We start from the raw sequence: 17,213 nt of genomic DNA, 5'->3' as shown, positions 1-17,213 counted from the left end.
CCCGGCATAGAACGAGAGACCGACATGCCCGCCCAGGACAATCTCAAGCCGGTGCTGACGGCGGCTGAAGTCAATGCGCTGATGGCCAGCGTCTACCCCCAGCTCAACGACGAGTTCACGTCGTATGAGGCGCTCGATGTGTTTCCCGGCGGCTGCACGGTGCGGCTCAATGCCAGCGAACGGCATTTGCGTCCCGGCGGCACGGTGTCCGGGCCCTCGCTGTTCACGCTGGCCGACATTGGCGGCTATGTCTGCGTGCTCAGCCATGCCGGGCCGGATGCGCTTTCGGTTACCGTCAACCTCAACATCAATTTCGTCCGCAAGGGCGAGGCCGGCCCGATCGACGGCCATTGCCGCATCCTGAAGCTGGGCAAGAGCCTGATGGTGTTCGATATCGACATCGTTGCCGGACCGAAGGGACACACGGTAGCGCATGCGACCGGCACCTATTCGATCCCGCCGAAGCGCGCCGCCGATGTGGTAAAATAATACCTTTTGGTCAAACCTTTGTTTTTATTACACTTTGCGAGCAGACGTGCGTTTCCTGCGCCTTGACGTGCCCACTCCCCTCGCCTATAAGCCGTCACGAAGCAGCGGCCCGCAAAGGCCGCCGTTTTGTTATTGGCGGCGGGCAAGTGCCTTGTCGCCAATCCAAGCAACAAGAAACGCCTTCTTCGGAAGGTCAAAATCGAAAGCAGAAATCCATGGCAACCTTTTCGCAGAAGCCTGCGGATGTGGTGAAGAAGTGGGTGCTGATCGACGCCGAGGGTCTCGTCGTCGGCCGTCTCGCCACTGTCATCGCCAATCATCTTCGCGGCAAGCACAAGCCCACCTTCACCCCGCATGTCGACGACGGCGATAACGTCATCGTCATCAATGCCGACAAGGTGGTGTTCACCGGCAAGAAGTTCACCGACAAGGTCTATTACTGGCACACCGGTCACCCCGGCGGCATCAAGGAGCGCACCGCGCGCCAGCTGCTCGAGGGCCGTTTCCCCGAGCGTGTCGTCGAGAAGGCCGTCGAACGCATGATCCCGCGCGGGCCGCTCGGCCGTCGCCAGATGAAGAACCTCCGCGTCTATGCAGGCACGGAACATCCGCATGTCGCCCAGCAGCCCGTCACCCTCGACGTCGGCGCGCTGAACGCCAAGAACAAGAAGGTTGCATAAGATGGCTGAGCTTTCCTCGCTCGCAGAATTGGGCGCCGCCACCGGCAACACCAACACCCAGCCGGCAGCACCCGTCCATGTCCAGAAGCTCGACAAGTCGGGCCGCGCCTATGCCACCGGCAAGCGCAAGAACGCCATCGCCCGCGTCTGGGTGAAGCCGGGTTCGGGCAAGATCGTCGTCAACGACAAGGAATTCGCGACCTATTTCGCGCGTCCGGTCCTGCAGATGATCCTCAACCAGCCGATCATCGCTTCCAACCGCGCCGGCCAGTACGACATCGTCGCCACCGTCATCGGCGGCGGCCTGTCCGGCCAGGCCGGTGCCGTTCGTCACGGCATCTCCAAGGCGCTGACCTACTATGAGCCGGCACTGCGCGCCGTGCTCAAGAAGGGCGGCTTCCTGACCCGCGACAGCCGCGTCGTCGAGCGCAAGAAGTACGGCAAGGCGAAGGCCCGTCGTTCCTTCCAGTTCTCGAAGCGCTAAGCGCTGCGACGTTCCAGACATCGAAAGGCCGCCTCCGGGCGGCCTTTTCTTTTGGGTCTCGGCAGTCACCCCACCCGGCGCTTCGCGCCGACCTCCCCATCGAGGGGAGGTAGGAGGTCGCGGCAGTTTTGCCGCCCGGACAATCCACGATGGTCCAGCGGCTAGCAAACCAGTTCGACCATAAAAACGCGGCACCCTACCTCCCCTCGATGGGGAGGTCGGCGCGAAGCGCCGGGTGGGGTGATGGCGCCGGCCTCGGTTCAAGTCTCAGAACTTGCCGGCCTTGATGTAATCGATAAACGCCCGTAGCGGCGCCGGAACCAGACGCCGTCCGGGATAGTACAGAAATGGCCCGGGAAAGCTCTGCCACCATGGTTCGAGCACGGGCTCCAGGTCACCGCTTTCGAAGTGAGGGCGAAGCCACCCTTCAAAGAGAGCGACGATGCCGCTGCCGGCAATCGCCGCATGGACGGCAAGATCGCTCGCCCCGCCGATGCGCACGATCAACGGCCCCGTCGTGTCGACCCGCACCACCTCGCCGTCGCGCTCGAATTCCCACGGCAGCATCGAACCACTGGCAAAACGGCCGCGCAGACAAGCATGGCCAAGCAGATCGCTCGGGTGCTGCGGCCGCCCATGGCGATCGAGATAGGCGGGGCTGGCGCCAGTGGCGAAGCGCTGGACGCGCGGTCCGATCGGCACCGCGATCATGTCCTGCTCCAGTCGCTCGTCATAGCGGATGCCGGCGTCGCAGCCGGCCGCCAACACGTCGACGAAGTTCTCATCGGCGATGACCTCCAGCCGAATGCCGGGATAGGCGGCGAGGAAGCCCGGAACGATGTCGGGCAATATCAGCCGCGCGGCGCTGACCGGGACGTTGAGGCGCAGCGAACCGGCCGGCCTGTCGCGAAAGCCATTAACCACGTCGAGGGCCGCCTCCACCTCCGACAGCGCCGGGCCAAGCCTTCCCAAGAGGCTGAGGCCTGCGTCGGTTGGAACAACGCTGCGTGTGGTGCGGTTGAACAGCCTGACGCCGAGCTGCGTCTCCAGGCGGCGCACCGCTTCGCTCAGGCCCGACGCGCTGCCGCCGCTGGCGCGAGCCCCTTCCCGAAAACCGCCGGCACGCGCCACCGTCACGAAAGCGTTCAGATCGCCAAGGTCCATCATTGTTCGCCATTCCGCACAAGCTGTACGGATTGTACCTTATTATCCCGAGGTTGAGCAGCGTCTATCTTCGCCTCCTCAAAGGAGACCGACCATGTCCACCATCCAAAAATCCGGCACATTCACCCTCGGCAGCCACACCGTGAAACGGCTCGGCTACGGCGCCATGCAACTTGCCGGCCCGCACGTTTTCGGTCCGCCGAAGGATCATGACGCGGCCATTGCAGTGCTGCGCGAAGCGGTGGCGTCCGGGGTCAACCACATCGACACCAGCGACTACTATGGCCCGCATGTCACCAACCAGCTGATCCGCGAAGCGCTGGCGCCCTATCCGCAAGACCTCGTCATCGTCACCAAGATCGGGGCGCGGCGCGGCAGCGACGGCTCCTGGCTGCCTGCCTATTCCGCCAAGGAACTAGAGCAGGCCGTGTACGACAATCTCAGGAATCTCGGCCTTGAGGTGCTGGATGTCGTCAATCTGCGCATCATGTTCGGGGTGATGGGTCCGGCCGAGGGCTCGATCGAGCCGCAGTTGACCGCGCTTGCCGAACTGCAGCGCAAGGGTCTGGTGCGCCATATCGGCCTGAGCAACGTCACCCCAGCGCAGGTCGAGGAAGGCCGTGGGATCGCCGAGATCGTCTGCGTGCAGAACCAGTACAATCTGGCGCATCGCGACGACGACGGGTTGATCGATGAACTGGCGCGCGCCGGTATCGCCTACACGCCGTTCTTCCCGCTCGGCGGTTTCAGCCCGCTGCAGTCGTCGACCTTGTCGGATGTGGCCGCGCGGCTCGGCGCCACACCCTTGCAGGTTGCGCTCGCCTGGCTGCTGCGCCGCTCGCCGAACATCCTGCTGATCCCGGGGACGTCGTCGATCGGGCATTTGAGAGAGAACCTGGCGGCGGCGGAACTGGAGCTGTCGGCCGATGTGCTAAGGGAATTGGATGGGGTGGCGAAAGCGGCGTGAAGATTTTGCGGGCGGCGCTGTCACCCCACCCGCGCCTTCGGCGCGACCTCCCCATCGAGGGGAGGTAGGAGGTCGCGGCAGCTTTGCATGCCTCGCAATCGCTACGACTGTCGGAATCTAAAGCGCCAACGCCCTACCTCCCCTCGATGGGGAGGTCGGCGCGCAGCGCCGGGTGGGGTGATGGCGCCGACGTACGATTTCTAATTGATACTCGCCGTATTCGCGGCTCGGCCGGCTTCGCCTCATCCACATAAGGCACCCTAAACCCGTTGGCCCCCAGCCAGCCAATGGCAGCCTTCGGTTCGTCGGTCTGGATGATGGTGGCGCCGCGTTCGGCCCAGAAACCGTGGTCTCGGCCGGCATGCCGGCCTGCACCGCCAGTTCATCGCCGCAGCCGCCGGAGAGGAAGCCGCCGGGCCTTGCACCTTGGCGATACAAGTCCTTCGCCAAGCTGTGACTGGCATCTTGCGTGCCGGTTCTGTAGTTGTGGCAGCCCGATGAACAAAGAAGGACCCGTAATGGCGAACCAGACCATCGACAACGCGTTCACCGCCCGCTCCAAGACGGGGCCTTCCTTCGAGCCGACCTATGCCGGCGCGCTGTCGTTCATGCGGCGCAAATACACCAAGGATGCAAAGGGCGCGGACGCCGTCGTGTGGGGCATTCCGTTCGATGCCGCCGTCACCAACCGGCCGGGCGCGCGCTTCGGGCCGCAGGCGATCCGCCGCGCCTCGGCGATCCTCGACAACGACCCGCAATATCCGTTCTCGCGCGACCTGTTCGAGCATCTCGCCGTCATCGACTATGGCGATTGCCTGCTCGATTCGGGCAATCACCAGAAGACACCAGGCACGATCGAGCGCGAGGCGGCGAAGATCCTGAAATCGGGTGCCTTCCTGTTGTCGCTCGGCGGGGATCATTTCGTCACCTGGCCGCTGCTCAAGGCACATGCCGCCATCCACGGGCCGCTGGCGCTGGTGCAGTTCGATGCGCACCAGGACACCTGGCCTGACGATGGCAAGCGCATCGACCATGGTTCGTTCGTCGGACGCGCCGTCAATGAAGGCATCATCGACCCCGACCGCTCGATCCAGATCGGCATCCGCACGCATGCCCCCGATACGTTCGGCATCAAGATCCTTTACGGTCACGAGATCGAGGAGATGCGGGCTTCCGACATCGCCTATGCGATCGTCGACCGCACCGGCGGCAGGAAGACCTATCTCACCTTCGACATCGACTGCCTCGACCCGGCCTTTGCGCCCGGCACCGGCACGCCGGTTGCCGGCGGACCGTCCTCGGCGAAAATCCTGTCGACGCTGCGCCAGCTCGGCCAGGTCGATATTGTCGGCGCCGACGTCGTCGAGGTTGCGCCGGCCTATGATCACGCCGATATAACGGCGATCGCCGGCTCGATGGTGGCCATGCACTATCTCGGCCTGGTGGCCGAGCGAAAAGCGCGGGCGGAAGAGCTGAACAGCGGCAACCATGGCGCGGCAAACCATGGCCAGGGCATATAGGCCTGAATTAGCAGGGAATTGACGGGCACATGAAACCGAAAATCTTCATCGATGGCGAACACGGCACCACCGGCCTGCAGATCCGGGCGCTGCTGGCCGAGCGCGGCGACCTCGAGATCATCTCGATCCCGGCCGAGCGCCGCAAGGAAACGGCGGCGCGCGCCGAGTTCCTCAATGCAGCCGATGTCGCCATCCTGTGCCTGCCGGATGCGGCTGCCAAGGAAAGCGTGTCGCTGATTGCCAACGACACCACCAAGGTGATCGACGCCTCCACGGCGCATCGCGTCGCCGAGGGCTGGGAATACGGTTTTGCCGAGCTGGACAAGGATCAGGCCAAGATCATCGCCAATGCGAAACGCGTCGCCAATCCCGGCTGCTGGCCGCAAGGGCCGATCGCGACGCTGCGGCCGCTGGTCGCTGCCGGTCTGCTGCCGGCGGATTTCCCGATCACGGTCAATGGCATTTCGGGCTATTCGGGCGGCGGCCGGCCGATGATCGAGGACTATGTCGCCAAGGGCGAGGATGCCTCTGAATTCCAGGTCTATGGGCTGACCCTGCAGCACAAGCATGTGCCGGAGCTGCGCACCTATGCGAAGCTGTCGCACGATCCGATCATGCAGCCGGCGGTCGGCAATTTCGCCCAAGGCATGATCACAGTGGTGCCGCTGCAGCTCGGCGGGCTCGACCATGTGCCGGCCGGGGCCGAACTGCACGCGGCAATCGCCGACCATTTTGCCGCCATCAAGGGCGGCGTGGTCGAGGTAGCTCCTTACGAGCACGTGGAGCGCCTGCCCGAGATCAATCCCGAGGTCTATAACGGCACCAACCGCATGAAGGTCTATGTCTTTGCCAATGACGACCGGGCGCAGGCGCTGCTGATTGCGGTCTATGACAATCTCGGAAAGGGCGCCTCGGGTGCTGCCGTTCAGAACATGGATCTGATGCTCGGCCTTTAATTCAGTTGGAGAGAGCATTCTGTCGCCCGAAAACCGCTTAACACTTTTCGGCATCACGCTCTGAATGGACGCGCCTGCATTTCCAAAGCGCTGGAAGATCAGCGCGCCCGAGCTCATTGCGGAGACGTTTTCGAGCCGCATCTGGAAGGTGCGGCGTGAGGACGGCTCGCCGGCCATCGTCAAGGCGCTCAAACCATTCGACGATGTCGAGGACGAGTTGCGCGGCGAGCACTATCTCGCATGGCGGCGCGGCGAAGGCGCGGTGCGGCTGCTTGGCCGGGACGGCCACCGCATGCTGCTCGAATATGCCGGCGACACCCTGCTTTCCGACGTTCTGGCCAAAGAAGGCGACAACGCCGCGACCGCAATCGCGGCCGAGTTGATGGGGAGACTGTTCTCGCCCTCAAGACACCCTGCCCCGCCGGACCTGCAGCCGCTGCGGACACGGTTTGCCAGCCTGTTCAAAAAGGCCGGAGCCGATCGCGACGCCGGAGAGCACAGCCTCTATATCGAGGCCGCCGAAATCGCGGACCGGCTGCTCGATGCCCCGCATGCGGTCAAGCCGCTGCATGGCGACCTGCATCACGACAACATTTTGCACGGTGCGCGCGGCTGGCTGGCGATCGACCCGAAGGGCGTGCTCGGCGATCCCGGCTTCGACGCCGCCAATCTGTTCTACAACCCACTGGGGCGCGACGACCTCTGCCTCGATCCCGAGCGCATCGCGCATATGGCTGAGATCTTCGCCAGGACACTCGGCCAGACGCCGGCTGCCATTCTCGACCATGCCATCGCCTATGGCTGCCTGTCGGCCGCATGGCATCATGAGGACGAGAATGCGGTCGACGAGAACCGCGAGCTGTCGGTTGCGGGAGTGATCCGAAAGGTGCGGCTCAGCTTCTGACCGGCGCAGCCTCGCGCTTTAGACGTAGCGAGGCAGTTCGTTCGCGAAATAGATTATTGCGACGGCCAAGACACCGTAGACGATGTACCTGCGTTCATGGGCGGCCGCGTTGGCAGTGGATAGGCGCCCTGGTTGCCGCGCCAGTGGGCGGCGGCAAATCCCAGCAGGACCAGCGCGAAGGCCTGATGGGTCAGCGCCATGTGCAGCGGCACCTGCATCAGCAGCGTGCCGATGCCGATCGAGGCCTGCACCAGCACCAGCAGAAACAGCAGCGTTGCGCGGCGTGCGTGTGTCGTGCCCGGCAGCCGCCGGCGCGTCGCTATCATATGCCAGAGCGCGATGGCAAAGACCGTATAGGCGCCGAGCCGGTGGACGAACTGCACCGTCTTCGGGTTCTCGAAGAAATTGCGCCAGGCCGGTTCGAGCAGCAGCAGCTCGCCGGGGATGATCTTGCCGTCCATCAGCGGCCAGGTGTTGTAGCTCAGGCCGGCGTCGAGCCCTGCGACCAGCCCGCCGAGATAGATCTGGACCAGCGCCAGCAGCACGATGAAACCGGCCAGTCTTTGCGTCGACCGGCCGGCGGCAGGCTCCGAATGCGGCGCCAGCCCGCGCGCGACCACCATGGTGGCAGTGAAGATCAGGGCGGCAAGCGTCAAATGCGTCGCCAGCCGGTACTGGCTGACGGAGACGCGGTCGACCAGGCCGGAGGCCACCATCCACCAGCCGATGGCGCCTTGCAGGCCACCAAGCAGCAGAATACCGACCAGCTTTGGCCCAAGGCCGCGCTCGATGCGGCGCGTCGCCCACAAGACCAGCAACGGCAGGCCGAAGACCAGGCCGACACTGCGCGCCAGGATGCGGTGCGCCCATTCCCACCAGAAGATCGATTTGAAGGCGTCCAGGCTCATGCCCTTGTTGAGCTCGGCATATTGCGGAATCTTTTGATAAAGCTGGAATTCCTCCTGCCACTCCGCGTCATTGAGCGGCGGTATCACACCGTGGATCGGCTTCCACTCGGTGATCGACAGGCCGGAATTGGTGAGCCTGGTGGCGCCGCCGACCAGCACCAGCGCAAACAGCACCAGAAGCACGACATACAGCCAGCCGCGCACCAGCGCCCGATTTTTCAAGTCGCGATCGCGGTCAATGTAAGGCGCGGCGGCTGATATGGCGGCCATGGTTGGTCCCGGCAGGTTGACGTGGCGGATTGGTGAACCATCGCAACCCGGCTGACAAGACCGGACGGCGCGGCACGCCGTCGCGCCGCATCTCCCGGGTTGCACAGGCGCGCGGTTGGGCCTAAGCGGAGGCGATCAACGAGAACGCTCATGCCCATCCGCCTGAAAAAGCTGATCGGAACTTTCCTGCTGGTGGCGCTGGTCATCATCTATGCGCTGGTCGCGTCGATCATAGCGGTCGCGCAGCTGTCGCAATCCAGCCCGCTGGTGCACTTCCTGTTCTTCCTGTTCAGCGGCCTGTTCTGGGTGCTGCCTGCGATGGGCATCATCAAATGGCTGATCCTGGAGCCGCCGCCGAAAGGCTGAAGAGCCCGCCCCAGGTTAGATGGTGACCACCATTTTGCCGGCATTGGCCAGCGGCGTCGTTAAGCCCGACAACATGGTGCGGATATGGGCGACGCTCTGGTAGCGGCCGTTGATCGAAATGCGCGGCAGCGCGTGCAGGAAGCCGGCGTGCTCGGCGTGCAGCACGCCGTGGCGAGTGGTCACCGCCGAGGCGTAGCCGGCGTCGCGGGCAAAGCCCACTTCGCGGCAGCCGACAGCGCTGGCGTAACCATAGGGGTAAGCGAGATGACGGGGGTCTTCGCCGAGCTGCGCCTGCAGTTGGCGCCTGACGTCGACGATCTCATGGCGCGCATCGCCTTCGTCGAGCCGCTTCAGATTGCGGTGGTTGACCGTATGCGCGCCGATCGTCACCAGCCTGTGCCCGGCCACGGCGCGGATGTCGTCCCAGGTCATCAGCGTGCTTGGGCGCAAGCCATCGAGGTCGATGCCGTTCGAGTGCGCCAGATCGCGCAGCACGGCGCGCTGATCCTCCTCGCGCACCTCGAGCGTCAGATAGGCATGCAGACGCGCATTGGCGTGGAGTTTCTTGCCGTGGGTCGAGCAGTCTATGGTCACCGGCCCCTTCGGCGTCGCCAGCGTCAAACGCTCCCGCGCGTTGACGATATCCTCGACCACGTCCCACCATAAATCGGCGCTGCCGTCGATCAGACCCGGCGCGACATAGATGGTGATCGGCGCGTCGTGCTTTTCGAGCACTGGCAGCGCTTCGGTCATGTTGTCGCGATAGGCGTCGTCGGCGGTGATGGTGGCGAACTGGCCGTCCTTGCCGCCGGCCTTGATGCGCTCGATCGCCTCGTCGAGGGTGACGAAGGCATAGCCCCTCGACTTCATGTCGGCGACGAGAGCGTCGAGGAATCGCGGGGCGATGTTGAGGTGGCGGTTAACGCCGTCCGGCTTCTCCGGCGTGGCGGTGACCCGATGCAACATGAGGATGGCGCCAATGCCGCCGACAAACGGCTTGGCCAGCGGTGCAAGGCCGGTAAAGCGGGCGATATTAAGCGCCAGTTTCCGAACTGCCTCACCACCGTCGATCATTCATTCACCTTTTGCGCCTAGGCTCGATCCAAGCACGGAACGCGCCGACGCGAACTCCTGATCGCGACGAATACGCCTTAAGGATTGAGGTATGGTTGACGCCACCGCGTCATTTGACGGCAATCGGCTCGCCGCAAGCAAGGCGTCTGCGCGCACGCCGGCTGCCGACCAGACCAGTCTGTCGGTGTCGATCGCAGATGCTGCCGCGCTCGCCTCTTACGGCGAATTCTGCCGTTCGGCGCTGTTTGCGCCGGCGCAAAGCGCGGACTGGGTTCGTGCCTGGACGGCGCAGGCTAATCCCGATGCCGTCATTGCCACGCTGACAATCGAGGACAGGCCGGTCTTTGCACTGGCACTGGAAATCACGCGAACTGGTCCATTCCGCGTCGCCCGCTTCATGGGCGGGCGCCATGCCAACGGCAATTTCGCCGCCGCCGATCCGGCATGGCTGGCAAAGGCAGATGCTGGGGGGATCCGCAGGCTGGTGACGGCGATCGGCAAGGCGCGTCCCGACATCGATCTCGTTGCCTTGGAAAGGCTTCTGCCCGACCTCGATGGTGTTGCCAATCCGCTGGTGGCGTTCTCCAACTTTCCGAGCCCAAACCTGTCGCTCGCCGTCAATCTCGACGGTGGTTTCGATGCGCTGCTGTCGCGTGTGGGCGGCAAGCGCAAGCGCAAGAAGCACCGTTCGCAGACACGAAAATTCGAGGCGGTCGGCGTTCATCGCCGCATCGAGGCGCAGACACCCGAAGACGTGAACCGGCTGCTCGACGCTTTCTTCGAGATGAAGGAGTTCCGCTTCGCCAAGATGGGCATCGCCAATGTCTTCGGCGAGCCGGAGGTGCGGGCTTTCTTCCGTGCCCTCTTCGCCGGCGCGCTGGCCGAGGAGAAACCGGCCTTTGTGCTGCATGGGCTCGAAGTGGCCGGCAAGCTGCGTGCAATCACCGGCTCGAGCCGCTCGGGCAAACGCCTGATCTGCGAATTCGGCGCCATCGCCGAGGACGATCTCGGCCACACCAGCCCCGGCGATTTCCTTTTCTTCGACATCATCGAGGAAGCCTGCCAAACAGGCTTCGATGTCTATGATTTCTCGGTCGGCGACGAGCCCTACAAGCGGCTCTGGTGCGATATCGAGACCCAGCATTTCGAGGTGCTGGCGCCCCTGACGCTGAAGGGACGCGCCCTGGCGTCGGCGCTGCGGCAGGGCGCACGGGCGAAAGCCTTCATCAAGAACAACCCGACGGTCTGGAAGCTGACCAAGATGCTGCGCCGCAAGGCCGCCGGACAGGCAGCGCCCGCTCCCACGGACGACGAAAACTAGCGTTCAGAAATTCAGCGCTTCGCGGAGCGCCGGGCCGGCCCTGACCCGCAGGTCGAGATCTGCCTCGATGTGGTCGATATGGTGCAGCATCAGCCGGCTCACCAACCCGCAATCGCCGCTTTCCAGCGCGCCGACCATTTCCGTGTGCTCACTGTGTCCGCAGGCCGACACGCCGGATCGTCCGTAAAGGGCGATGACCAGCGACGAACGCGCCACCAGCTCCTCCATGAAGCGCTGCAGGATGGCATTGCCGGCGACGGAGGCGAGCAGCAGATGGAAATCGCCCGACGCCTTGATTTCGGAGCGCCGGGCGGTTGGGCCGCGCTCGGCGATGAAGCGGCCTTCCTCGTCGAGCTGCGCGCGGAACGCAGCGATATCGGTGGCTGTGACCCGCCCACAGGCGGCAATGGCTATGCCCGGCTCGATCAGCCGGCGCGATGCGAACACCTGGCGCGCTTCCTCGGGCGAAGGGTTGGCGACGAAGGCGCCACGGTTGCGCTCGGTACGCACCAGCCCCTCGAAGGACAGCATCTGCAGCGCCGCGCGCGCGACGGTGCGCGAGACGTCGAACAGCGTGCCGACCTCGCCTTCCGACAGCTTGGTGCCGGGCGTCAGCCGACGGTCGACGATGGCGTCCCGCAGATTGTCGCGAATCGCCTGGGCGCGATCCTGGTTGGCGCTGTCGGCGGAATGGATCTGATCGGCAATGTTCATGGCGATGATGGTTCCCAGCCTCTTCTAGCGCGACTCGTCGCCTGCGCACGAGAGGCAAAGTGGACACGAAGCCAAAAAAGATTGCATACGATTCTTGTGCAGATCGCGCACAATCGCCCATAATTTGTGCAATGCACAAGATAGCCTACCGGCTAGGCAGTGGGCAAGAACCCCGATTTCGCTGTCGATTCAAACGCTTGGGCCGATTGCCGCCGATTGGCACGCATAATGCATTGGTTAATGCGACCAAACGGGGAAGCCTGAATGTCCAAAGCCGCCGAGATCGACATCGTCTCCGTTTCGAAAGTGTACGGAACGACGACTGCCGTCGAGGCCATCAGCCTGAAAATACCGGCAGGCACCTATTGCTGCCTGCTTGGCCCCTCCGGCTGCGGCAAGACCTCGACGCTGCGCATGATCGCCGGGCACGAAAGCATTTCGTCGGGCGATGTCCGCCTCGGCAACATTGTCGTCACCGACCTGCCGCCGGCAAAGCGTGGCACGGCGATGATGTTCCAGTCCTATGCGCTGTTTCCGCATCTCGACCTTGTCGACAATGTCGCCTTCAGCCTGAAGATGAAGGGCGTCGACAAGGAGCAGCGCCGTGCCAAGGCGCTCGACATGCTCAAGCTGATGCAGATGGAGGCCTATGCGACGCGCCGGCCGGCGCAGCTTTCCGGCGGCCAGCAACAGCGTGTTGCACTCGCCCGCGCTCTGATCACCGATCCCGAGGCGCTGCTGCTCGACGAGCCGCTGTCGGCACTCGACCCGTTCCTGAAGATACGCATGCGCGCCGAGCTGAAGAAATTGCAGACCTCGCTTGGCATCACTTTCGTCCACGTCACCCACAGCCAGGAAGAGGCCATGGCCTTGGCGGACCTGATCGTGGTGATGAATGACGGCCGCATCGAACAGGCGGCACCGCCGCGCGATGTATTCCAGCGGCCGGCCACGGCCTTTGTCGCGCGCTTCATGGGCGACCACAATGTCATCTCCGGCCGGGTCACCGGCGAGCGTGGCGGCATGGTCGTCTTCGACGTCAATGGTGGCGCCTCGCTCGCCGCCCGCGGGCAAGGCCAGGAGGTGGGCACGCCGATCGACATCGCCATCCGCACCGACCATGTGCGCATCGGCGAAGCACCCTCTCCCGGCCTCGGCTTCACCGGCATCGTCTCCAACATCGAATATCGCGGCGCCACGGTGAAGCTGTCGGTCACCGGCGGCGGCATCGACGATTTCACCGTTATCATCGACGATTCCGACTTCTTCGCCAAACCCGTCGCCCTTGGCGACGCCGTACCGCTCGCCTGGGATTCCGAGGACGCCATCGTCCTCGGCCGCCTTCATTCATGAATTCAACGAAGCAAAACAAAACAGGGGAATAGGAATGACAAAAACAGTAGAAACAAAGACCGGAATTTCGCGCCGTTCGTTGCTCAAGACAGGTGCGGCCGCCGTCGGCCTCGCCGCAGGCTCGGGCGCCATTACAGGCTTCCCGACCATCTGGGCGCAGTCCAACATCACGCTGCGCCAGTTCGGCACCGGCGTGTCGAACCTGAACGCGATCGCCGACAAGTGCAAGGCCGACCTCGGCATCACGCTGGAAATGACGGCGACCGATTCGGACGCGGCCGCCCAGCGCGCCGTGACCCAGCCCGACAGCTATGACATCGCCGACATCGAATACTGGATCTGCAAGAAGGTGTTCCCGAGCGGCGTGCTGCAGCCGATGGATGTCAGCAAGCTGAAATACTACGACGAACTGGTGCCGTTGTTCAAAACCGGCAAGCTGACGCCCGACAGCATCATTGCCCAGGGCACCGCGCCGCACACGGTCGGCTATGTCGAAGCGCAGGACTCAAAGACCTTCGCCAAGGCGCCGACCAAGTGGTTCACCATGGTGCCGACGATCTACAACGCCGATACGCTAGGCATCCGGCCCGACCTCGTCGGCCGCGACATCACCACCTGGGCCGACATCATGGACCCGGCCTTCAAGGGCAAGACCGCGATCCTTAACATCCCGTCCATCGGCATCATGGATGCGGCCATGATCATGGAGGCCACAGGCAGCATCAAATATGCCGACAAGGGCAACATGACCAAGGAAGAGATCGACAAGACGATCGACTTCCTCATCAAGGCGAAGCAGGCCGGCCAGTTCCGCGCCTTCTGGAAGTCGTTCGACGAGAGCGTCAATCTGATGGCATCGGGCGAAGTGGTCATCCAGTCGATGTGGTCGCCGGCCGTCGCCGCCGTCCGCTCCAAGGGCATCGCCTGCCGCTTCCAGCCGCTCAAGGAAGGCTACCGGTCATGGGGCGGCGGCCTTGGCCTTGCCGCCCATCTCAAGGGCGCCGAGCTCGACGCCGCCTACGAATACATCAACTGGTATACGTCGGGCTGGGTCGGCGGCTATCTCAACCGCCAGGGCTACTATTCCGCCAATATGGTCTCGGCCAAGAAGTTCATGTCCGAGGACGAATGGGGCTACTGGATCGAAGGCAAGCCGGCCAAGGGCGAGATCAAGGCGCCGGACGGCACCGTCATGGAAAAGGCCGGCGCCGTGCGCGACGGCGGCTCGTTCGAAGAGCGTATGGGCAAAGTCGCCTGCTGGAACTCGGTCATGGACGAGGACCGCTACATGGTGAAGCGCTGGAACGAGTTCATCGCCGCGTAGAGCGGACGCGTTCACTGTGATGTTGCGATCCTTCGCGCCCCCCTCTGTCCTGCCGGACATCTCCCCCACTTGGGGGGAGATTGGCAGCGTCATGGCCGGCTCTTCGTTAGCAACGTTGGAGTTTGGCGAAGGCCGTTATGAGAGTTCGATCTCCCCCCTCGTGGGGGAGATGTCCGGCAGGACAGAGGGGGGCGCCAAGGATCGCAAGTCATCGCGATCACGCGGAGGATTTTCCCAATGACAGTCGCTCTCGAACGCCCCGCCATCGCAGCAGCCAAGCCCGCCAGACGCCGGCGCTTCTCCATCAGTGCCGTCACGCCCTACCTCCAATCGGCGCCGCTGGCGCTCATCCTCGGTGCGTTCCTGCTCTTGCCAATCATCATGATCGCCGTCGTCTCCTTCTGGGACTACGACTTCGCCGCCATGTATCCGGATTTCCTGACGACGAACTATTTCGACGTGCTGGGATCATGGGTCACCTGGAAGACCTATCTCAACACCATCAAATTCGCTGCCATCGTCTGGGCCCTGACCTTGTTCATCGGCTTCTGGGTGGCCTATTTCCTCGCCTTCCATATCCGCACCACCGCCATGCAGATGGTGCTGTTCCTTGTCTGCACGGTGCCGTTCCTGACCTCCAACATCATCCGCATGATCTCGTGGATCCCGGTGCTTGGCCGCAACGGGTTGATCAACTCGGCGCTGGTGCAGTTGGGGCTGGTGCCAAAACCCATCGAATGGCTGCTCTATTCGGAATTCGCCGTGGTGTTGGCCATGGTGCATCTCTACACGCTGTTCATGGTAACGCCGATCTTCAACACGTTGATGCGCATCGACCGCTCGCTGGTTGAGGCCGCGCGCGATGCCGGCGCGTCCGGCTGGCAGGTCTTGTGGAACGTCGTCATCCCGCTGGCCAAGCCCGGCATGGCGATCGGCACCATCTTCGTCGTCACGCTGGTGATGGCCGATTTCTCCACCGTGCAGGTGATGTCGGGCGGCCAGAGCGCGTCGGTCGCACTGATGATGAAGAACCAGATGTCGCTGCTGCAGTATCCCGCAGCCGCCGCCAATGCCGTGGTGTTGCTGGTGTTGGTGCTCTTGATGGTCGCCGGCATCCTGCGCATCGTCGATATCCGCAAGGAGCTCTGAGGTGAGCCACGAAAAACGCACCCTCGAATTCTATGTGCTTGCGGTCTTCTTCACTCTGTTCGTGCTGTTCCTCTATGGCCCGCTGTCGGCGATCCTGATCCTTTCTTTCCAAGGCGAGACCGGCGGCCTCACCTTCCCGCTCAATGGCATGTCGCTGCACTGGTTCGCCAATCTGTTCGAGCGCCAGGCGGTCGGCGATTTCGGCGGCAGCTTCAAGCGCTCGCTCGTGCTCGGCCTCATGGTGATGATCGTCACCGTCGTCGTGTCGCTGCTGGCAGGGCTCGCTTTCCGGCAAAAATTTCGTGGCGCCACCGCTTTGTTCTACCTGGCGGTCGCCAGCCTCGTCGTACCCTCGATCATCATTTCGCTCGGCATCGGCGTCGTGTTCCAGCAGGTCGGCTTCCGCCCGGCCTGGTACACATCGGCCTTCGGCGCGCACCTGACCTGGACCTTGCCCTTCGGCGTGCTCATCATGTTCGCCGTCTTCAACCGCTTCTCGCCCGCCTATGAGGAAGCAGCGCGTGACCTGGGCGCCAACTCCTGGCAGACCTTCGCCCATGTCGTGCTGCCGATGATCGCGCCGAGCCTGATCGGCGTCGGCCTGTTCGGCTTCACGCTGTCCTATGACGAGTTCGCCCGCACGCTGATGACGTCGGGCACCTTCAACACGCTGCCGCTCGAGATCTACGGCATGACCACCAATGTCACGACGCCGGTGCTCTACGCGCTGGGCACGGTGACCACCGTGTTCTCCTTCCTGGTGATCCTGGCCACACTGGGCGCCATCCTCTATGTTGGCCGCAGGCGGGCCAGGGTTTGATTGTGCAGATACTGGTGGTGAACCCCAACACGACGGCGAGCATGACCGAGACGATCGCGGCGGCGGCGCGCGCCGTTGCCGGCGCCGGGACCGAGGTGATCGCGGTCACCTCCTCGATGGGCCCGGCCTCGATCGAGGGCTATTATGACGAGGCATTGGCCGTGCCCGGCCTCTTGATGGAGATCGCCGCCGGCGAACGTGCCGGGGCTCAGGCCGCCATCATCGCCTGCTTCGACGATACCGGCCTGGATGCGGCACGCGCCATGGCCTCCATTCCGGTCATCGGCATCTGCGAGGCCGCACTCGGTGTCGCCTCCTACATTGCCCAGCGCTTCACAGTGGTGACGACCACCGAACGCTCGCGTGTCCCTGTCGAGGGGCTGGTGCAGCGCTACGGCATGGCCGGGCGCGCGCGCGTGCGCGCCGCCGACATTCCCGTACTCTCGCTCGAAGACGCTGCTTCCGGCGCGGTCGAGAAACTGCGCGCCGAGATCGCCCGCGCCATAGCGGATGACCGCGCCGAGGCCATCGTGCTCGGCTGCGCCGGCATGGCCGACCTGGCACACCGGTTGCAGCAAGAGTTCGACCTGCCCGTCATCGACGGCGTCGGCGCCGCCCTCAAACAGGCCGAGGCGCTGGTCGCATTGGGCCTGTCGACCTCGAAGCGCGGCTCCTATGCCAGTCCGCTGGCCAAGCCCTATCGCGGCGTGCTGAAATCCTTCTCGCCGGGGGTGGTCGCCGCGGAGTGAA

18 protein-coding genes and 1 pseudogene are annotated in these 17,213 nt (G+C 63.9%); 14 read left to right on the top strand and 5 right to left on the bottom strand.

The window, feature by feature from the left end; all coding sequences use genetic code 11:
* Positions 1 to 24: 24 nt before the first annotated feature.
* From ACYG9V_RS16195 to rpsI, 3 genes are all read left to right on the top strand, one after another.
* Positions 25 to 489 (top strand): PaaI family thioesterase, encoded by a 465-nt coding sequence (locus tag ACYG9V_RS16195; RefSeq protein WP_352764219.1) that lies wholly within the window; start codon positions 25 to 27, stop codon positions 487 to 489.
* A gap of 215 nt (positions 490 to 704) precedes the next feature.
* Positions 705 to 1,169 carry a 50S ribosomal protein L13 gene (gene rplM, locus ACYG9V_RS16190; RefSeq protein ID WP_023669409.1) on the top strand — a complete coding sequence of 155 codons (465 nt, stop codon included), beginning with the start codon at positions 705 to 707 and terminating at the stop codon, positions 1,167 to 1,169.
* A gap of 1 nt (position 1,170) precedes the next feature.
* Entirely contained in the window at positions 1,171 to 1,653 is a 483-nt protein-coding gene (gene rpsI / locus ACYG9V_RS16185) for a 30S ribosomal protein S9 (protein WP_023669408.1), read from the top strand.
* 267 nt (positions 1,654 to 1,920) lie between these two features.
* Here rpsI and ACYG9V_RS16180 read toward each other — a convergent pair whose 3' ends face one another.
* Entirely contained in the window at positions 1,921 to 2,820 is a 900-nt protein-coding gene (locus ACYG9V_RS16180; protein WP_023834211.1) for a LysR family transcriptional regulator, read from the bottom strand.
* A gap of 91 nt (positions 2,821 to 2,911) precedes the next feature.
* On the opposite strand from ACYG9V_RS16180, the gene ACYG9V_RS16175 reads away from it, so the two are divergent.
* A complete protein-coding gene (locus tag ACYG9V_RS16175) occupies positions 2,912 to 3,784 on the top strand; it encodes an aldo/keto reductase family oxidoreductase (protein ID WP_023834212.1) in 873 nt (290 codons plus the stop codon).
* Between the two features lie 200 nt (positions 3,785 to 3,984).
* On the opposite strand, the pseudogene ACYG9V_RS16170 reads toward ACYG9V_RS16175, so the two are convergent.
* Positions 3,985 to 4,204 (bottom strand): annotated as a pseudogene (locus ACYG9V_RS16170) (glycerophosphodiester phosphodiesterase family protein); the annotation flags it as partial.
* A gap of 98 nt (positions 4,205 to 4,302) precedes the next feature.
* On the opposite strand from ACYG9V_RS16170, the gene speB reads away from it, so the two are divergent.
* From speB to ACYG9V_RS16155, 3 genes are all read left to right on the top strand, one after another.
* Entirely contained in the window at positions 4,303 to 5,304 is a 1,002-nt protein-coding gene (gene speB, locus ACYG9V_RS16165) for an agmatinase (protein WP_023669405.1), read from the top strand.
* Between the two features lie 29 nt (positions 5,305 to 5,333).
* Positions 5,334 to 6,260 (top strand): N-acetyl-gamma-glutamyl-phosphate reductase, encoded by a 927-nt coding sequence (gene argC, locus ACYG9V_RS16160; RefSeq protein ID WP_023743592.1) that lies wholly within the window; start codon positions 5,334 to 5,336, stop codon positions 6,258 to 6,260.
* A gap of 64 nt (positions 6,261 to 6,324) precedes the next feature.
* Positions 6,325 to 7,164 carry an aminoglycoside phosphotransferase family protein gene (locus tag ACYG9V_RS16155; RefSeq protein ID WP_023669403.1) on the top strand — a complete coding sequence of 280 codons (840 nt, stop codon included), beginning with the start codon at positions 6,325 to 6,327 and terminating at the stop codon, positions 7,162 to 7,164.
* Between the two features lie 53 nt (positions 7,165 to 7,217).
* Here the strand turns inward: ACYG9V_RS16155 and ACYG9V_RS16150 are convergent, their stop codons facing one another.
* The gene (locus tag ACYG9V_RS16150; RefSeq protein WP_352764222.1) at positions 7,218 to 8,342 is read right to left on the bottom strand and encodes a COX15/CtaA family protein; all 1,125 of its coding nucleotides are present in this window, start codon (positions 8,340 to 8,342) and stop codon (positions 7,218 to 7,220) included.
* A gap of 150 nt (positions 8,343 to 8,492) precedes the next feature.
* On the opposite strand from ACYG9V_RS16150, the gene ACYG9V_RS16145 reads away from it, so the two are divergent.
* Positions 8,493 to 8,708: a DUF2842 domain-containing protein gene (locus tag ACYG9V_RS16145; RefSeq protein ID WP_023669401.1), complete on the top strand. Its 216-nt coding sequence runs from the start codon at positions 8,493 to 8,495 to the stop codon at positions 8,706 to 8,708.
* A 15-nt stretch (positions 8,709 to 8,723) separates the two neighbouring features.
* On the opposite strand, the gene ACYG9V_RS16140 is transcribed toward ACYG9V_RS16145, so the two are convergent.
* Entirely contained in the window at positions 8,724 to 9,782 is a 1,059-nt protein-coding gene (locus ACYG9V_RS16140; protein ID WP_023669400.1) for a polysaccharide deacetylase family protein, read from the bottom strand.
* 91 nt (positions 9,783 to 9,873) lie between these two features.
* Between ACYG9V_RS16140 and ACYG9V_RS16135 the strand changes: the two genes are divergently transcribed.
* On the top strand, positions 9,874 to 11,103 hold the full coding sequence (locus ACYG9V_RS16135; RefSeq protein ID WP_023669399.1) for a GNAT family N-acetyltransferase: 1,230 nt from the start codon (positions 9,874 to 9,876) through the stop codon (positions 11,101 to 11,103).
* A gap of 3 nt (positions 11,104 to 11,106) precedes the next feature.
* Here the strand turns inward: ACYG9V_RS16135 and ACYG9V_RS16130 are convergent, their stop codons facing one another.
* Positions 11,107 to 11,817 carry a GntR family transcriptional regulator gene (locus ACYG9V_RS16130; protein WP_023669398.1) on the bottom strand — a complete coding sequence of 237 codons (711 nt, stop codon included), beginning with the start codon at positions 11,815 to 11,817 and terminating at the stop codon, positions 11,107 to 11,109.
* A 264-nt stretch (positions 11,818 to 12,081) separates the two neighbouring features.
* Here ACYG9V_RS16130 and ACYG9V_RS16125 point away from each other — a divergent pair, with 264 nt between their 5' ends.
* The 5 genes from ACYG9V_RS16125 (at position 12,082) to ACYG9V_RS16105 (ending at position 17,212) form a co-directional block, all read left to right on the top strand.
* On the top strand, positions 12,082 to 13,170 hold the full coding sequence (locus ACYG9V_RS16125; protein WP_023682323.1) for an ABC transporter ATP-binding protein: 1,089 nt from the start codon (positions 12,082 to 12,084) through the stop codon (positions 13,168 to 13,170).
* Between the two features lie 34 nt (positions 13,171 to 13,204).
* On the top strand, positions 13,205 to 14,494 hold the full coding sequence (locus ACYG9V_RS16120) for an ABC transporter substrate-binding protein (RefSeq protein WP_023682324.1): 1,290 nt from the start codon (positions 13,205 to 13,207) through the stop codon (positions 14,492 to 14,494).
* Positions 14,495 to 14,731: 237 nt separating this feature from the next.
* A complete protein-coding gene (locus ACYG9V_RS16115) occupies positions 14,732 to 15,643 on the top strand; it encodes an ABC transporter permease (protein ID WP_023682325.1) in 912 nt (303 codons plus the stop codon).
* A 1-nt stretch (position 15,644) separates the two neighbouring features.
* Positions 15,645 to 16,463 (top strand): ABC transporter permease, encoded by an 819-nt coding sequence (locus tag ACYG9V_RS16110; protein ID WP_352764225.1) that lies wholly within the window; start codon positions 15,645 to 15,647, stop codon positions 16,461 to 16,463.
* Positions 16,464 to 16,465: 2 nt separating this feature from the next.
* On the top strand, positions 16,466 to 17,212 hold the full coding sequence (locus tag ACYG9V_RS16105) for an aspartate/glutamate racemase family protein (RefSeq protein ID WP_352764295.1): 747 nt from the start codon (positions 16,466 to 16,468) through the stop codon (positions 17,210 to 17,212).
* The last annotated feature ends 1 nt before the right edge of the window (position 17,213 follow it).

This window comes from Mesorhizobium sp. W016, assembly GCF_054719485.1.
This window is presented reverse-complemented; position numbering and strand designations above follow the sequence as displayed.

What these genes read in the sequence shown, in the direction of transcription:
- ACYG9V_RS16195 (WP_352764219.1), top strand. Translation starts at nt 25, where the DNA reads ATGCCCGCCCAGGACAATCTCAAGCCGGTGCTGACGGCGGCTGAAGTC.
- rplM (WP_023669409.1), top strand. Translation starts at nt 705, where the DNA reads ATGGCAACCTTTTCGCAGAAGCCTGCGGATGTGGTGAAGAAGTGGGTG.
- rpsI (WP_023669408.1), top strand. Translation starts at nt 1,171, where the DNA reads ATGGCTGAGCTTTCCTCGCTCGCAGAATTGGGCGCCGCCACCGGCAAC.
- ACYG9V_RS16180 (WP_023834211.1), bottom strand. Translation starts at nt 2,820, where the DNA reads ATGATGGACCTTGGCGATCTGAACGCTTTCGTGACGGTGGCGCGTGCC.
- ACYG9V_RS16175 (WP_023834212.1), top strand. Translation starts at nt 2,912, where the DNA reads ATGTCCACCATCCAAAAATCCGGCACATTCACCCTCGGCAGCCACACC.
- speB (WP_023669405.1), top strand. Translation starts at nt 4,303, where the DNA reads ATGGCGAACCAGACCATCGACAACGCGTTCACCGCCCGCTCCAAGACG.
- argC (WP_023743592.1), top strand. Translation starts at nt 5,334, where the DNA reads ATGAAACCGAAAATCTTCATCGATGGCGAACACGGCACCACCGGCCTG.
- ACYG9V_RS16155 (WP_023669403.1), top strand. Translation starts at nt 6,325, where the DNA reads ATGGACGCGCCTGCATTTCCAAAGCGCTGGAAGATCAGCGCGCCCGAG.
- ACYG9V_RS16150 (WP_352764222.1), bottom strand. Translation starts at nt 8,342, where the DNA reads ATGGCCGCCATATCAGCCGCCGCGCCTTACATTGACCGCGATCGCGAC.
- ACYG9V_RS16145 (WP_023669401.1), top strand. Translation starts at nt 8,493, where the DNA reads ATGCCCATCCGCCTGAAAAAGCTGATCGGAACTTTCCTGCTGGTGGCG.
- ACYG9V_RS16140 (WP_023669400.1), bottom strand. Translation starts at nt 9,782, where the DNA reads ATGATCGACGGTGGTGAGGCAGTTCGGAAACTGGCGCTTAATATCGCC.
- ACYG9V_RS16135 (WP_023669399.1), top strand. Translation starts at nt 9,874, where the DNA reads ATGGTTGACGCCACCGCGTCATTTGACGGCAATCGGCTCGCCGCAAGC.
- ACYG9V_RS16130 (WP_023669398.1), bottom strand. Translation starts at nt 11,817, where the DNA reads ATGAACATTGCCGATCAGATCCATTCCGCCGACAGCGCCAACCAGGAT.
- ACYG9V_RS16125 (WP_023682323.1), top strand. Translation starts at nt 12,082, where the DNA reads ATGTCCAAAGCCGCCGAGATCGACATCGTCTCCGTTTCGAAAGTGTAC.
- ACYG9V_RS16120 (WP_023682324.1), top strand. Translation starts at nt 13,205, where the DNA reads ATGACAAAAACAGTAGAAACAAAGACCGGAATTTCGCGCCGTTCGTTG.
- ACYG9V_RS16115 (WP_023682325.1), top strand. Translation starts at nt 14,732, where the DNA reads ATGACAGTCGCTCTCGAACGCCCCGCCATCGCAGCAGCCAAGCCCGCC.